15 protein-coding genes are annotated in these 14,250 nt (G+C 62.8%); 11 read left to right on the forward strand and 4 right to left on the reverse strand.

All coding sequences use genetic code 11. The features are described 5' to 3' along the window. Positions 1-136: 136 nt before the first annotated feature. Together ACEPP2_RS08655 and ACEPP2_RS08660 are read right to left on the reverse strand one after the other, a co-directional pair. Positions 137-2,680: an ABC transporter permease gene (locus tag ACEPP2_RS08655; RefSeq protein ID WP_395516335.1), complete on the reverse strand. Its 2,544-nt coding sequence runs from the start codon at positions 2,678-2,680 to the stop codon at positions 137-139. Further along, the gene (locus ACEPP2_RS08660) at positions 2,677-3,387 is read right to left on the reverse strand and encodes an ABC transporter ATP-binding protein (protein WP_395516336.1); all 711 of its coding nucleotides are present in this window, start codon (positions 3,385-3,387) and stop codon (positions 2,677-2,679) included. The genes ACEPP2_RS08655 and ACEPP2_RS08660 overlap by 4 nt, the downstream gene beginning before the upstream one ends. A 74-nt stretch (positions 3,388-3,461) precedes the next feature. Between ACEPP2_RS08660 and ACEPP2_RS08665 the strand changes: the two genes are divergently transcribed. The 10 genes from ACEPP2_RS08665 (at position 3,462) to tenA (ending at position 11,239) form a co-directional block, all read left to right on the forward strand. Next, a complete protein-coding gene (locus ACEPP2_RS08665) occupies positions 3,462-4,103 on the forward strand; it encodes an arylesterase (RefSeq protein WP_395516337.1) in 642 nt (213 codons plus the stop codon). Between the two features lie 67 nt (positions 4,104-4,170). Further along, a complete protein-coding gene (gene thpR, locus ACEPP2_RS08670) occupies positions 4,171-4,758 on the forward strand; it encodes an RNA 2',3'-cyclic phosphodiesterase (RefSeq protein WP_077549318.1) in 588 nt (195 codons plus the stop codon). An 18-nt stretch (positions 4,759-4,776) separates the two neighbouring features. Further along, the gene (locus tag ACEPP2_RS08675) at positions 4,777-5,079 is read left to right on the forward strand and encodes a 4a-hydroxytetrahydrobiopterin dehydratase (protein WP_077549319.1); all 303 of its coding nucleotides are present in this window, start codon (positions 4,777-4,779) and stop codon (positions 5,077-5,079) included. Positions 5,080-5,134: 55 nt separating this feature from the next. Next, positions 5,135-5,527 carry a YkvA family protein gene (locus tag ACEPP2_RS08680; protein WP_395516338.1) on the forward strand — a complete coding sequence of 131 codons (393 nt, stop codon included), beginning with the start codon at positions 5,135-5,137 and terminating at the stop codon, positions 5,525-5,527. Between the two features lie 243 nt (positions 5,528-5,770). Then, the gene (locus tag ACEPP2_RS08685) at positions 5,771-6,274 is read left to right on the forward strand and encodes an invasion associated locus B family protein (RefSeq protein ID WP_052640410.1); all 504 of its coding nucleotides are present in this window, start codon (positions 5,771-5,773) and stop codon (positions 6,272-6,274) included. A gap of 209 nt (positions 6,275-6,483) precedes the next feature. Next, positions 6,484-7,722 (forward strand): 23S rRNA (adenine(2503)-C(2))-methyltransferase RlmN, encoded by a 1,239-nt coding sequence (rlmN, locus tag ACEPP2_RS08690; RefSeq protein WP_152336103.1) that lies wholly within the window; start codon positions 6,484-6,486, stop codon positions 7,720-7,722. Positions 7,723-7,812: 90 nt separating this feature from the next. Beyond that, complete coding sequence (locus ACEPP2_RS08695) at positions 7,813-8,766, forward strand: ABC transporter substrate-binding protein (RefSeq protein WP_077549322.1); 954 nt, start codon at positions 7,813-7,815, stop codon at positions 8,764-8,766. 98 nt (positions 8,767-8,864) lie between these two features. Continuing rightward, entirely contained in the window at positions 8,865-9,746 is an 882-nt protein-coding gene (locus ACEPP2_RS08700; RefSeq protein ID WP_077549425.1) for an ABC transporter permease, read from the forward strand. Continuing rightward, positions 9,743-10,537, forward strand: coding sequence for an ABC transporter ATP-binding protein (locus ACEPP2_RS08705; RefSeq protein ID WP_077549323.1), 795 nt, complete (start codon positions 9,743-9,745; stop codon positions 10,535-10,537). The genes ACEPP2_RS08700 and ACEPP2_RS08705 overlap by 4 nt, the downstream gene beginning before the upstream one ends. A gap of 39 nt (positions 10,538-10,576) precedes the next feature. Beyond that, the gene (gene tenA, locus ACEPP2_RS08710) at positions 10,577-11,239 is read left to right on the forward strand and encodes a thiaminase II (RefSeq protein WP_395516339.1); all 663 of its coding nucleotides are present in this window, start codon (positions 10,577-10,579) and stop codon (positions 11,237-11,239) included. Positions 11,240-11,247: 8 nt separating this feature from the next. Here tenA and ACEPP2_RS08715 read toward each other — a convergent pair whose 3' ends face one another. Together ACEPP2_RS08715 and ACEPP2_RS08720 are read right to left on the reverse strand one after the other, a co-directional pair. After that, positions 11,248-11,889: a LysE family translocator gene (locus ACEPP2_RS08715; protein ID WP_052640401.1), complete on the reverse strand. Its 642-nt coding sequence runs from the start codon at positions 11,887-11,889 to the stop codon at positions 11,248-11,250. Between the two features lie 62 nt (positions 11,890-11,951). Then, complete coding sequence (locus ACEPP2_RS08720; protein ID WP_395516340.1) at positions 11,952-12,812, reverse strand: SDR family NAD(P)-dependent oxidoreductase; 861 nt, start codon at positions 12,810-12,812, stop codon at positions 11,952-11,954. Between the two features lie 166 nt (positions 12,813-12,978). On the opposite strand from ACEPP2_RS08720, the gene ACEPP2_RS08725 reads away from it, so the two are divergent. Continuing rightward, entirely contained in the window at positions 12,979-14,202 is a 1,224-nt protein-coding gene (locus tag ACEPP2_RS08725; RefSeq protein WP_395516341.1) for an argininosuccinate synthase, read from the forward strand. Positions 14,203-14,250 lie beyond the last annotated feature (48 nt).

A 14,250-nucleotide genomic window follows, 5' to 3' on the forward strand; every position in this document is an offset into this window, starting at 1 on the left:
CTGCGCCGAATATGATGGCAGATCGCCTGTTCTACAAGTGGTTAGGCGGCGAATTGCGTCGAATCGGCAGCGCCGGAGGCGCCGAAATGCCTCCGCTGACGCGGATGTGATCAGGCCGTGCTCCGGAAGCCGGCGACTAAAGTTCCCGCAGCACCGGACCCGCCTTCTGCCCCAGGACTCTCCAGGTCCCGATCAGGCCGATCCCCACCGTGAGGACGAGGGCCCCGATGAGCGTGACCAAGGCCACGTCCGGCAGGAAGATCGAAGGCAAGTTCATGATGCGGCTGACAACGAACCAGGAAGCCGTGCCGCCAGCGACGAGTGCGAAAACGGCAGTCGCCGCTCCGAGGATCATGTACTCATAGCTGAAGGCCCGGATCAGCAGGGCACGGGTTCCGCCGAGCGTCTTCAGGATGACGGCGTCATGGGTGCGGGCGCGGTTCCCCGCAGCCAGGGCGCCTGCGAGAACCAGGACAGACGCGACGAGGGCGACGGCAGCTGCGGCCCGGATGGCCGTCGCCAACTGACCGACGAGCTGGTCGACAATGTCGATCGCGTCCTTCACCCGGACACTGGTGATCGTCGGATAGGCGCCCGTCACATCCCGCAGTATGGCGGCCTCTGAGGCGGCCGTGGCATCGGGGTCCGCCAGCGTTGCCAGCCAGGCATGCGGAGCACCGCGGAAGGTATTGGGCGAAAACACCATCACGAAATTGATCGACAGCGATTCCCATTCCACCTGGCGGAAGTTGGCGATGCGCGCGGTGATGTTGCGGCCAAGGACGTTGACGGTGACGGTATCGCCGATCGCAAGGCCAAGCTCCCCGGCTTCCTCCGCCGAGAAGGAGACCAACGGTTCTCCGTCATAGTCCCTTGGCCACCAGGAGCCTTCGGTCAGCGTCGAATTGGTGGGAAGGGTCTCTTCATAGGTTATCCCGCGATCGCCCCTGAGGACCCATCTGCCTCCAGGCGGAACGTCCATTCGGGCGACGTCCTGGTCGTTGAAGGCGATGATGCGGCCGCGCAGCATCGGCACCTGGTTGATCGTGCCCTCCGGCGCGTGCTTCTGCAGGATGTCGAGGAAGCCCTCGCGTTCGGCGCTCTGGATGTCGACGAAGAAGAAGTTCGGCGCCTGCTCGGCCATTCTGCCGGTCAACTGCCGGCGCAGATTGCCGTCGATCAAAGCGAGGGTTACGAGCAGCGCAAGCCCGAGGCCGAGGGACAGCACGACTGATGACGTGAGCGCGCCCGGGCGGTGGATATTGCCGATCGCCAGTCGAAGGGCCGGTGAATTGACCCGCGGACTGCGGCGGGCAAGGGCTGAAATCAGCAGTGCGACGAGCCGAAGCAGGATGAATGCGCCAGCCACAGCGGCGAGGAAGACACTGGCGATGAAACGCTCCTCGGCGGTCGCAATCGCCAGGAAAGCGAGCGCCGCCAGCGCGGCTGCTGCGGCGAGCACGTAAGGCCAGGATGGAAACCTTGCCTGATCGAAGCTCTGTTCACGGAAGAGTGCGGTCGCGGGCACCTCGCGGGCGTGCCCCAGGGGAAGCACCGAGAAGGCGAAGGTGATGAGGAGCCCGAAGAGAGCCGCCATCGCGAGCGCACCCGGATAAAAAACGATCTCCTCCGGTACGGGAAGCACGCCGTCCAGGAACCGCATCGCAATGAACGGTGCGACGGCGCCAATCACAAGGCCGAGCGCGATGCCGATTGCAGCCAGCATCAGGATCTGGATGAGGTAGACGGCTGCGATGATGGCCGCGGGCGCGCCGAGGCACTTGAATGTGGCGATCGTGGTCCGCTTCGCGTCTAGAAAGGCACGCACCGCGTTGGCGACACCGACACCGCCAACGATGAGTGCAGTCAGCCCGACGAGCGTCAAAAACTGCGAGAAACGCTCGACATTCTCGGTCAGCGAAGGTGCCGCGCGATCGGCAGTACGTATGGACCATCCGGCGCTGGGGAACTCCGCAGCGGCGCGGGCGGGAAGGGCGCCGCGCATGGCTGGGTCGTCCAGGCGGATCTTGTAGGCGTGTTCGACCAGGCTGCCGGTCTGGACGAGGCCGGATGCCATCAACGCGTCGCGGCTCACCAGCAGGCGCGGCGCAAAGCCGAAGCCGTCTGAAATGGCATCTGGTTCGCTGGCAACCGTCGCAGCGAGGAGCAAGCGGGCATTGCCGAGCAGAAGTTCGTCTCCCACACGGAGTCCGAGCCGGTCGAGCAGGAGCGGCGCGGCCACTGCCCCGAATACCTCGCCATCCTGCTGGAGCAGTTCGCCGAGCGGGCGGTTGGGCTCCGCCACGAACTCGCCGTAGAGAGGATAAGCGCCGTCAACGGCCTTCACTTCCACCAGCCCCTGCTCGGAGCCATCCGGGACACGCGCCATCGAGCGCAGGCCGGTTGAAACCGAAAGCTGGCCAAGGCCCTGCAGGAAGGCAAGTTCCTCGGGTGCCGCCTCGCGATTGTCGAGTTCGAAGCGGATGTCGCCGGCGAGGATGTCCTGTCCCTGCGTTGCTATGGCCCCGGTGATGGCGCGCGAGACCGAGTTGACGGCGGCGATTGCGCCGGTGCCGAGGGCGATGCACGCAAGGAAGATGTAGAAGCCGGAAAGCCCTCCGCGCATTTCGCGAAGAGCCAGCCTCCATGCGGTCCCCAGCCTTTGACCAAACCGGGTCATGCGCGCACCGCTTCCGGTGCTGCGTTGACTGCCGTATCCCCGACGATTTCGCCGGAGCGGACACGGATCTGCCGGGTGCAGCGGGCGGCAAGGGCATTGTCGTGCGTAACGAGCAGCATGGTCATGCCGCGCTCGGCCTGCTTGGCGAAGAGAAGATCGGCGATCTGGCGTCCCGTTTCGGTGTCGAGATTGCCGGTCGGCTCGTCCGCGATCAGGACCAGGGGCGATGGCGCGAGGGCCCGGGCGATCGCCACGCGCTGCTGCTCGCCGCCTGACAACTGCCCTGGATAATGGCTGAGGCGCTCTCCGAGCCCGACAGCAGTCAATTCCCGCCGGGCGATGTCGAACGGGTTGCGCACATTGGCGAGTTCCAAGGGAACGGCGACGTTTTCCAGCGCTGTCATGTTGGCAATCAGATGGAAGGACTGGAAGACGATGCCGATGTTGCGGCCGCGGAAATCGGCAAGCGCATCCTCAGAGAGAGCGTGCAGGGGCTCGCCGGCGATATGTATCTCGCCCTTGTCAAGGCGCTCGAGGCCCGCCAAGACCATCAGCAGGGTCGACTTGCCCGATCCTGAAGGGCCAACGATGCCGACGGCTTCGCCCCGGCGAACCTGCAGATCGATCTGCTTCAACACGTGGACGGATGCCGCGGCGCTTCCAAGTGTAAGATCCGCCTGGTTCAGCTCGATGATGGTTTCAGTCAAAACAAAGCTTCCTATATTCACTTTCAGCAAAGACCGAAGCCGCGCCACGGCAGCGCGAATTTAGGAACCGGGCCTTGAGATTTAAAGCAATCCTCTTTCACTTCCTCGTCATGTCGTTCATGGCTGCCTGGCCGGTGGCTGCGCAGCAGCCGATACAACTGGTCGGTTTCGGCGACAGCCTGATGGCGGGCTACCAGCTTGCGCCTAGCGAATCCTATACGGCGCAACTCGAGACCGCCCTGCAAGCCAAGGGACATGATGTCGTCGTTGCCAATGCCGGCGTTTCGGGCGACACGACATCGGGTGGCCTCTCTCGGGTCGACTGGTCCGTACCGGATGGCACCGATGGAGTCATTCTGGAACTTGGCGCCAATGACGCCCTAAGGGGGATTTCCCCGGATGAGACCGAAAAGAACCTGGATGCGATCATATCCCGCCTGAAGGAGCGGAGCATTCCAGTCTTGCTTGCTGGCATGTTGGCGCCCCCGAACATGGGGCACGCATATTCGGAGCGCTTCGGCGAGATCTATCCGCGCCTGGCGAAAAAGCACGACGTGCCGCTCTATCCCTTCTTCCTCGACGGTGTAGTCGCGGTTGCGGGGACGCAGCTGGAGGACGGGATGCACCCGAATGCGAAAGGCGTCGGGATCATGGTGGAGCGCTCCTTGCCTGCCGTTGAAGCCTTTCTAGGGAACATCCGCACGGCGGGTAAATAACAGCTTGCCAGGAACCGGCACCCATGATTCGCTGTTAACCGACGCAAGAGATTCGAGGAGGTTCGCAATGCCGAGACTTTTCACCGCCCTCGAAGTTCCGCGCAACATAGCTATGAGCCTGTCGCTCCTTCGCGGCGGTCTGCCCGGCGCACGCTGGATCGACGTCGAAAACTATCACATCACCCTGCGCTTCATTGGCGACGTGGACGGACGTACGGCCGACGAGATTGTCGACCGGCTGGACCGCATCGACCGGCCCGAGTTCCAGATCAGCCTGAACGGCATAGGCTCCTTTGGATCGAAGAAGCCTCATTCCATCTGGGCCGGCGTTTCGCCCTCCCAGGAAATGTCGGCGCTACAGTCGGAGATCGAGCGGATCTGCCAGCGCATCGGTCTGCCACCGGATCCGCGCAAGTTCATGCCGCACGTGACGCTGGCACGACTGAAGGCCTGCAGGCTCGATGATGTCGTCACCTATCTCTCCGGGCGGGGCGACTTCCACACGCTGCCGTTCAAGGTGTCCAGGTTCGTTCTGATGTCGTCCAAGGACTCGATCGGTGGCGGACCTTACGTGACCGAAGAGGCTTTCGACCTCCGCGACTTCGGAAGCGGCACGAACCGGTCGTCGGTGGAGCCAATCAAGAGCTTCGTCTGAGCCGGGAGCGTCTGTCCGATGTCTCTGGACAAGCTTTCTTCCGAAGTCATCGAACGGGAACTCAGTGGACTTCCCGGCTGGACCCTACGTGAAGACGGCACCGCTATCTCGCGAAGCTTCAGGTTCCGGAACTTCAGCCAGGCCTTCGGCTTCATGGCAGAATGTGCGCTGGTTGCGGAGCGGATGAACCATCATCCGGAATGGTTCAACGTCTTTTCCCGGGTCGACGTGACTCTGACGACCCACGATGCCGGCGGGGTGACGGAAAAGGACGTCAAGCTCGCGCGAGCGATGAACCGGGCTGCAAGCCGCGGCGATTGACGTCCATCGGACCACGCCCCACATGAGGGAGCAGATTTCGCACGGGTTAGAGTTTATGGACGACGTGAAGATTGGTGAAATCCTCCTGCCGGGTGACGAGGAAACGCAAGACCGGCGCGAGAAGCAGGTGCGGGCCAAGTTCTGGCCGAAGCTGAAGCGCGTAGCTGCGAGCATCCCGTTCAGCCGCGATCTGGTTGCCGCCTATTACTGCGCGATGGATCCGATGACGCCGACCCGCGTTCGGGGGATCCTGTTCGCGGCGCTGGCCTACTTCATCCTTCCCCTGGACTTCCTGCCGGACGTCTTTGCCGTGGTAGGGTTCACGGACGACATGGCGGTAATCGCCGCTGCACTCAGGATGATCCAGGGCCATATTGCCGACCGTCACTACGACGCCGCTGACAAGGCTCTGGCGCAGGACCCGGACGCCAGGACAAACCCGGCCTAGCTTTAACGAGGTCGAGCAAGCTGACGAAGCGCCGGCCCAGACAAATTCTTGCCCAATTCTCCCGGTCAGTGGCGAATGGCGCGGTCGTCGTAAAGCTCCCGTTCATCCACGAACAGGTAGTCTGCACTTCATCGGACGCTGTTGACGGTTTGGTAACCGCAATTAAGTCAAATTAAACCGAATCGTGATGATGCCTGACCAGGCTTGCCTTATCGGCCCCCAGTAGAGAAGCGGCAGGAGACCATGTCTGTTAAAACCGTAGCAACTGCAGTGACCTTGATGCTGGCCGCCGCCGGCATCGCATCTGCCCAATCCCCCACCCGCATCCAGCAGTTCAAGGCATGGGGCGCCTATTCATACAAGGCCTCCGGCGGCACGGTCTGCTACGTTCTTTCCGTGCCGACGGCCAAGGAACCTGCCAATGTCGATCATGGCGACATCTTCTTCATCGTCTCGCAGCGCCCGGGCCAGAACATCTCCTACGAGCCGCAGGCGATGATGGGCTATCCGCTGCAGTCGAATTCCAAGGTCAACGTCACCATCGACGGCAAGACCTTCGTGATGTTCACCAAGGACAAGGCGGCCTGGGTCGAGAATGCGGCAGAGGAGCCTGCCCTGGTTGCCGCCATGAAAGGCGGTTCGAACATGACCGTCAAGGCGACCTCCGGCCGTGGCACCAGCACGTCCTATTCCTATTCGCTCTCCGGCATCTCGGCGGCGCTGAAGCAGATCGAATCCTGCAAGTAGCACCGTTGCCATAACGGCATTCGAGTAAAGGCCGGTCGCAGGACCGGCCTTTACTGCGTCTTGAAGAATGGTGACGCAGGCACGATTTGATGCTATGTGCCGCCGCAATTATATCCGCAGGCCGCAGATGCCGCGCGGCAATCTCAAGCACAACATGCCCGATGACACCTCCGGCGCGGCGGGCGCATGCGTTTGAACAGGACCAGTTAATGTCAGTCTCCGAAGTCGTTCTTGACCCCGCCGTGAAAGCGCCGCTCGTCGTTCGTCCCGAGCTTGCGGGGACCAAACCCTCGCTCATCGGGCTCACGCGCGAGCAGATGGCGGACGCGCTCAAGGGCAGGGGCGTTCCTGAGAAGCAGGTGCGCATGCGCGTCAGCCAACTCTGGCACTGGCTATATATTCGCGGCGTCTCAGACTTCGACGCAATGACCAACGTCGCGAAAGACATGCGGCAGATGCTGCAGGAGCACTTCACCATCGCTCGTCCGGAGGTCGTCGAGGAGCAGGTCTCCAATGACGGCACGCGCAAATGGCTGCTGCGCTTTCCGCCGCGTGGTGCCGGTCGCCCTGTCGAGGTGGAGACGGTCTACATCCCGGAGGAAGGCCGCGGCACGCTCTGCATCTCCAGCCAGGTGGGTTGTTCGCTGACCTGTTCCTTCTGCCATACCGGCACGCAGCGCCTGGTGCGCAATCTGACGGCGGAGGAAATCCTGGCGCAGCTGCTGCTGGCGCGCGACAGGCTCGGCGATTTCCCCGATCGCGACGTGCCGCAGGGGGCGATGATCCCGTCGAGCGATCGCAAGATCACCAATATTGTGATGATGGGCATGGGCGAGCCGCTCTACAATTTCGAGGCGGTGAAGACGGCCCTTCTCATTGCATCCGATGGCGATGGGCTTTCGCTCTCCAAGCGACGCATTACTCTCTCGACCTCCGGCGTGGTTCCGGAAATCTACCGCACCGGCGAGGAGATCGGCGTCATGCTGGCGATCTCCCTGCATGCGGTGCGCGACGAGCTGCGTGACATGCTGGTGCCGATCAACAAGAAGTATCCGCTGAAGGAACTGATCGAAGCCTGCCGCGCCTATCCCGGCCTGTCGAATGCCCGCCGCATCACCTTCGAATATGTGATGCTGAAGGACGTCAACGACAGCCTGGAGGACGCCAAGGAACTGGTGAAGCTCCTGAAGGGCGTTCCGGCAAAGATCAACCTGATCCCGTTTAACCCCTGGCCAGGCACCAACTACCAGTGCTCCGACTGGGCGACGATCGAGAAGTTCGCCGACTTCATCAACCAGGCGGGCTATGCTTCGCCGATCCGCACGCCGCGCGGGCGCGACATCCTGGCTGCCTGCGGACAGTTGAAGTCGGAATCGGAGCGCATGCGCAAGACCGAGCGCCTCGCTTTCGAGGCCATGATGATCGCGGGGCACGGCGAGGATGACTGATCCGCAGCTCTCGTTATCACCACCCGGTTGATTTCGGTTCTATGGCTCCATAAGAGACGTGACAGAAAGAAGCGATCTCTGGAGGAGAACATGCGCAATCTCATTCTCGCCCTCGCCGCTGCGACGGCTCTGGTCATGCCTGCGAAGGCTCAGGACGTTACTGTTGCCGTGACCGCGATCGTCGAGCATCCCGCCCTTGATGCCGCCCGTGACGGCATCAAGGAGGCACTTTCCGAGGCCGGCTACAAGGAAGGCGAGAACCTGACCTTCCTCTACGAGTCGGCTCAGGGTAACCCCGGCACGGCCGCGCAGATCGCCCGCCAGTTCGTCGGCGAGGAGCCGACGGTCATCGTACCGATCTCGACGCCTTCCGCGCAGGCCGTGGTTTCGGCAACCCGCGACATCGCCATCGTCTTCACGGCTGTTTCCGATCCGCTCGGGGCACAATTGGTCAAGAACATGGACAAGCCCGGCGGGAACGTGACCGGTATCTCCGACATGTCACCCGTGGCTGACCATATCGCCCTGATCAAGGAGATCACCCCGGACGCGAAGTCGGTGGGCTTCGTGTACAATACCGCGGAAGCCAACTCCGTCTCGACCCTTGCGGCTCTCAAGGAAGAAGCTGCCAAGGCAGGCCTCGAGGTGATCGAGTCCGTCGCGACGAAGTCTGCCGAGGTGCAGGGCGCAACCCGCGCTCTCGTCGGGCGGGCAGATGTCCTCTACATCCCGACCGATAACACTATTGTTTCCGCATTCGAGGCAGCCGTCGGGGTCGCCGAGGAAGCAAAGCTGCCGCTCTTTGCCGGTGACACGGACTCGGTTCCGCGCGGCGCCTTGGCAGCACTCGGCTTCAACTACTTCGACGTCGGCAAGCAGACGGGCGAAGTGGTGGTCCGCGTCCTGAAGGGCGAGGCTCCCGGCGACATTCCGGTAAAGGTTGCCGCCGGTACGGACCTCGTGATCAACAAGAAGGCCGCCGAGAAGATGGGCGTCACCTTCTCCGACGCCGTCCTGTCGCGCGCAACCCGCGTCGTCGAGTAAGCTACGGCATATCGGGGGGTGTCGACCGTCGAACGTCGACACCCCCGACACATCAATCCGCCGCCGTGCGGCGGATAAAGCAGGAGAGCACCAGGGTGCTGAGTCAGATCGCCTTTTGGGGCGCAGTGGAACTGGGGCTGGTCTTTGCCTTCGTTGCCATCGGTGTGTTTCTTACCTTCCGGGTGCTCGATTTCCCCGACCTGACGGTGGACGGCTCATTCCCGCTGGGCGCAGCGGTAGCCGCCGTTCTCATCACGACCGGGTTCAACCCCTGGTTTGCGGCAGCGATTGCCATGGTTGCCGGCGCGCTGGCTGGCCTTGTGACCGCCTTCCTCAACGTGCGCTTCCGCATTCTCAATCTGCTTGCCTCCATCCTGACAATGATCGCGCTCTTCTCGGTCAACCTGCGGGTGATGGGCAAGCCGAACGTCGCCCTCATCAATGCCGACACCATGCTCAGCCCCTTCTTCGGCCTCGGCCTGCGAGAAGTCTACGTGCGGCCGCTGTTCGTCGGCGTGCTGGTGGTGATCGCGGTGATCCTCGTCTGGCGCTTCCTGGAGAGTGATGCGGGGTTGGCCATGCGGGCGACCGGCGCCAATGCCCGGATGGCGCGCGCACAGGGCGTCGATACGCGCAGGCAGGTCTATCTCGGCCTGGCGCTGTCGAATGCGCTCGTGGCGCTCGGCGGCGCGCTGTTTGCCCAGACCAATGGATTTGCCGACGTCACGTCCGGTGTCGGAACGATCGTCGTCGGTCTGGCGGCGGTGATCATCGGCGAGACGCTGTTCGGCGCCCGGGGCATCCTGCTTGCGCTCATCGGCTGCATCGTCGGCTCGATCCTCTATCGCATCGCCATCCAGCTTGCGCTGTCGACGGATGCGCTGGGGCTGAAGGCCTCCGACCTCAATCTGGTGACTGCCGTCCTGGTGGCAGTGGCGCTCATCCTGCCGCACCTGCGTCGCGGAGGAGCCAGATCGTGATCGATCTCAAAAACATCCATGTCACCTTCGGCAAGGGAACCCCTCTCCAGAAGGAAGCGCTGAAAGGGGTGAGCCTAACGATCGAGCAGGGCTCCTTCGTCACGGTCATCGGCTCGAATGGTGCAGGCAAGTCGACGCTGCTCGGCGTGCTGGCGGGCGACGTGCTGCCGAACGAGGGCAAGGTCACGGTCGGTACGACCGACGTGACGCGGAAGCCGACGGCTGCACGGGCCGGTCTCGTTGCCCGGGTCTTCCAGGATCCGCTGACGGGCAGCTGCGGCGCCTTGTCGATCGAGGAGAATCTTGCTCTCGCTGCACGGCGAGGCGAACGGCGAGGACTGAAGGCGGCTCTCGGACCAAACCGGCGCGCGCATTTTCGCGATCGCGTCGCCGAGCTCAACCTTGGCCTGGAAAACCGGATGAAGGACCGGATGGACCTTCTGTCGGGCGGGCAGCGGCAGGCCGTCTCGCTGGTCATGGCAACCCTGGCCGGATCGGAAGTCCTGCTTCTCGACGAACATACCGCAGCGCTGGACCCCGGCATGGCGGAATTCATCATGAAACTCACCCAGCGGGTCGTGTCCGAGCGCAAGCTGACGACGTTGATGGTGACTCATTCCATGCGCCAGGCGCTGGACTTCGGTCACCGTACGATCATGCTGCATGGCGGAGAGATCGTCCTGGACGTCAGCGGCGACAGCCGCAAGGACCTGCAGGTCGAGGACCTAATCGCCATGTTCCGCAAGATGCGCGGCGAGACACTGGACGACGACGCGCTGCTGATCGGCTAGATCTCCAACAGCGAAGAGTGCCGATACGACGGAGGAGACATGCAGAGCCCCTTCGAGGCCTTGAAAGCGCGCAGCGCCGAAGACTGGCAGGGCTACTGCGAGCATCGGTTCGTGCGGGAACTTGCCGCCGGAACACTGCCCGAAGCCTCTTTCAGGCACTACCTGAAGCAGGACTATCTGTTCCTCGTCCAGTTCGCGCGGGCCTGGGGCCTCGCGGTCTACAAGAGCCGGGATCTCGCGGAGATCCGGCAGGGCCTCGAAGCCCTAAAGGCCATCGTGGATGTGGAGATGGGCCTGCATGTTCGATATTGCGCCACCTGGGGAATCGACGAGACGGAACTGGCGGGACTGCCTGAATCCGGGGCGACGCTGGCCTATACGCGGTATGTCCTCGACGCCGGCATGAGCGGCGATCTGCTCGATCTGCATGTTGCACTGGCGCCCTGCATCATCGGCTATGCTGAGATTGCGCGGTGGCTCCTGAGCCAGCCGTTCACCAGGACGGCAGGCAACCCCTATGCCGACTGGATCGAGATGTATGCCGGGGAGGAGTACCAGACCGCGGTGGCATCGGAGCTCGCCTGGTTGAACCAGCGACTATCCCAGGTGGACGAGACGCGGCTCGACCGGCTCTCCGTCGTCTTCCGGGACGCGACGCGCCTGGAGGCCGATTTCTGGCAGATGGGTCTCGATTTGTCCTGACCTGCCGCTCAGCGTGCCTGCGTCATGAAGATCTTGAACGCGAAGACGGAGAAGACGCCGGCAAAGGTGTAGTCGATGCCGCGCAGAACCTTCGGGTTCGCCTGCAGCCAGCCGGCCAGCTTGTCCGCCAGCAGGATGACGATCACATTGACCGGCGAGCCGACGAGGATGAAGAAGACGCCGAGGAAGATCAGCTTCTGCGTAACATCCGGATCGCTGGCGGTGACGAACTGCGGCAGGAAGGTCATGAAGAAGATGATGACCTTTGGATTGAGCAGATTGACCCAGAGCCCGGTGGAGACGTTGGCAAGGACGGATCCTTTTACGCCTTCGACCTTCTCGACCGACAGGTTCGAGCCTGAGCGCAGGGCCTGGATCGCCAGCCAGAGCAGATAGCCGGCTCCGCCTGTCTTCAGGATGAAGAAGGCCGTGGGAGATGCCGTGATCAGCGCCGAAATGCCGAAGGCAACGAGCAGCGTATGGATCAGGATGCCGGTCGACGTGCCGACGACCACGAAGAGCGCCGGCCCGCGGCCCTGCGCCAGCGCGCGGCTGATCGACAGCGTCATGTCAGGACCCGGCGTCACCGCCAGCAGGAGGCTGGCCGCTGTGAAGGCGAGTAACGTCGGCAGGCTCGGCAGGAAATCCATGGGTAACTCGGAAAGCGGAGTATGAACAGTGCTTCCTTACTCCCGTTTCCCGCCGCTGCCAATCATTCCCGCTGCGCAATGAATGTCTTCGACGCCTCCGCAAAATCCGGATGCCAGCGCGACAATGGCGGTCGGTTCTCGATGATGTCACCGGCTGCCCAGAGGATGCGCCGCTCATCCGTCCTGCGGTCTACATCGTTGTCAGGGCAGAGGATGTAGAAATCGCCGCGGCCAAGGCTCTCCAGCATGTATTCGACTGTCTGATCGGGCGTCCACGCGCCTTCAGGCTTTTCCGCACGACCGTTGGCGGTCAGTGGAGTGAAGACGAAACCGGGGATCAGCAGATGAGCGCTGACACGGCAGTTCTCCGTGTTGCGCAATTCGTGCTGCAGCGCTTCGGTGAATGCCTTCACGCCCGCCTTCGAGACGTTGTAGGCCGGATCGCCCGGTGGCGTCGTGATGCCCTGCTTGGAGCCGGTGTTGATGATCAGCGCCGGCTCGCCGTGAGCGATCATGCCGGGGCCGAAGATGCGGCTGCCGTTGACTACACCCATCAGGTTGACCGCAAGCACCCTGTCCCAGTTGGCCTGCGGGCCGAACAGCGAACTTCCCGGCTGGATGCCGGCATTGTTCATGAGGATGTGCACGCGACCGTATTTCTGGATGACGGCGCGTTCGAGAGACTCCAGTTCGGCGGGCTGTGAGACGTCGGTGCCTATGGCGGTCACGTCAGCCTCGCCACCTTCCGCCAGAGCTGCGACTTCGCGGCAGGCGCTGGCGAGCGTGTCCCCCTCCAGATCTGCGAGCACGACGCACAGCCCGCGTTCGGCGAAGCGCTTGGCGGTCGCAAGGCCGATGCCGGAGGCAGCTCCGGTGACAACGGCAACATTGCCCTTCTTGATGGCGGGATGAATGTAGGCCATGGCTTGCTCCCTCGAAATGTCGTGCAGGCGGCTAATCTGGGGCCATACACTACGCGGTCAACATGTCGGACCCGTCACATCTTGCACCAGAAGGCAAACTCGCTAAAAGTGCCGGCCATCCAGCGCCCCCGGGCGCACGCGCTCATCCTAAGTGGACCAGGACATCATGGCACTCCCCAAAGACGTGAAGAAAGTCGTTCTTGCCTACTCCGGCGGACTTGATACCTCGATCATCCTCAAGTGGCTGCAGACCGAACTCGGCGCCGAAGTCGTCACCTTCACCGCCGACCTTGGCCAGGGCGAAGAGCTCGAGCCGGCGCGCACGAAGGCCGAGATGCTGGGCATCAAGGAGATCTTCATCGAGGACGTGCGCGAAGAATTCGTCCGCGACTTCGTCTTCCCGATGTTCCGCGCCAATGCCGTCTATGAAGGCGTCTACCTGCTCGGCACGTCGATCGCCCGTCCGCTGATTTCCAAGCATCTGATCGAGATTGCCCGGAAGACCGGCGCTGATGCGATCGCCCACGGTGCGACCGGCAAGGGCAATGACCAGGTTCGCTTCGAGCTTTCGGCCTATGCGCTGAACCCCGACATCAAGATCATCGCGCCCTGGCGCGACTGGGCATTCAAGAGCCGGACGGACCTGCTCGACTTCGCCGAGAAGAACCAGATCCCGGTCGCCAAGGACAAGAAGGGAGAAGCCCCCTTCTCCGTCGACGCAAACCTGCTGCACTCCTCGTCCGAGGGCAAGGTGCTCGAGGATCCCAGCCAGGAGGCGCCTGAATACGTGCACATGCGCACGATCTCGCCGGAAGCCGCACCGGACAAGGCGACGATCATCAAAATCGGCTTCGAGCGCGGTGATGCCGTCTCGATCAATGGGGAGCGCCTGTCACCTGCGACGCTGCTCGCCAAGCTCAACGACTATGGCCGCGACAACGGCATCGGCCGTCTCGACCTCGTCGAGAACCGCTTCGTCGGCATGAAGAGCCGTGGCGTCTACGAAACTCCAGGCGGCACGATCCTGCTCGCCGCTCACCGGGCAATCGAATCGATCACGCTCGACCGAGGTGCTGCCCACCTCAAGGACGAGTTGATGCCGCGTTATGCGGAACTGATCTACTACGGCTTCTGGTTCTCGCCGGAGCGCGAGATGCTGCAGGCTGCTATCGACAAGAGCCAGGAGCATGTCGAGGGCGAAGTGACCCTCAAGCTCTACAAGGGCAATGTCATGGTCATCGGTCGCGAGTCCCCCAAGTCGCTCTACTCCGACAAGCTGGTCACCTTCGAGGACGACCAGGGCGCCTACGACCAGAAGGATGCGGCCGGCTTCATCAAGCTCAACGCGCTTCGCCTGCGCACGCTCGCAAAGCGCAACCTCGAGGGCTAAGATCCCAGACCGCCGTTTGCCGGAGCCGCTCCCGCTGACGCGAGGGCG

Source organism: Pseudorhizobium flavum (assembly GCF_044142885.1).
Classification (GTDB): Bacteria; Pseudomonadota; Alphaproteobacteria; order Rhizobiales; family Rhizobiaceae; genus Neorhizobium; species Neorhizobium flavum.

Bases quoted from the DNA above. Each gene is read 5' to 3' on its own strand.
- ACEPP2_RS08655 (WP_395516335.1), bottom strand. From the start codon at position 2,680: ATGACCCGGTTTGGTCAAAGGCTGGGGACCGCATGGAGGCTGGCTCTT.
- thpR (WP_077549318.1), top strand. From the start codon at position 4,171: ATGCCGAGACTTTTCACCGCCCTCGAAGTTCCGCGCAACATAGCTATG.
- ACEPP2_RS08675 (WP_077549319.1), top strand. From the start codon at position 4,777: ATGTCTCTGGACAAGCTTTCTTCCGAAGTCATCGAACGGGAACTCAGT.
- ACEPP2_RS08680 (WP_395516338.1), top strand. From the start codon at position 5,135: ATGGACGACGTGAAGATTGGTGAAATCCTCCTGCCGGGTGACGAGGAA.
- ACEPP2_RS08685 (WP_052640410.1), top strand. From the start codon at position 5,771: ATGTCTGTTAAAACCGTAGCAACTGCAGTGACCTTGATGCTGGCCGCC.
- rlmN (WP_152336103.1), top strand. From the start codon at position 6,484: ATGTCAGTCTCCGAAGTCGTTCTTGACCCCGCCGTGAAAGCGCCGCTC.
- ACEPP2_RS08695 (WP_077549322.1), top strand. From the start codon at position 7,813: ATGCGCAATCTCATTCTCGCCCTCGCCGCTGCGACGGCTCTGGTCATG.
- tenA (WP_395516339.1), top strand. From the start codon at position 10,577: ATGCAGAGCCCCTTCGAGGCCTTGAAAGCGCGCAGCGCCGAAGACTGG.
- ACEPP2_RS08715 (WP_052640401.1), bottom strand. From the start codon at position 11,889: ATGGATTTCCTGCCGAGCCTGCCGACGTTACTCGCCTTCACAGCGGCC.
- ACEPP2_RS08720 (WP_395516340.1), bottom strand. From the start codon at position 12,812: ATGGCCTACATTCATCCCGCCATCAAGAAGGGCAATGTTGCCGTTGTC.
- ACEPP2_RS08725 (WP_395516341.1), top strand. From the start codon at position 12,979: ATGGCACTCCCCAAAGACGTGAAGAAAGTCGTTCTTGCCTACTCCGGC.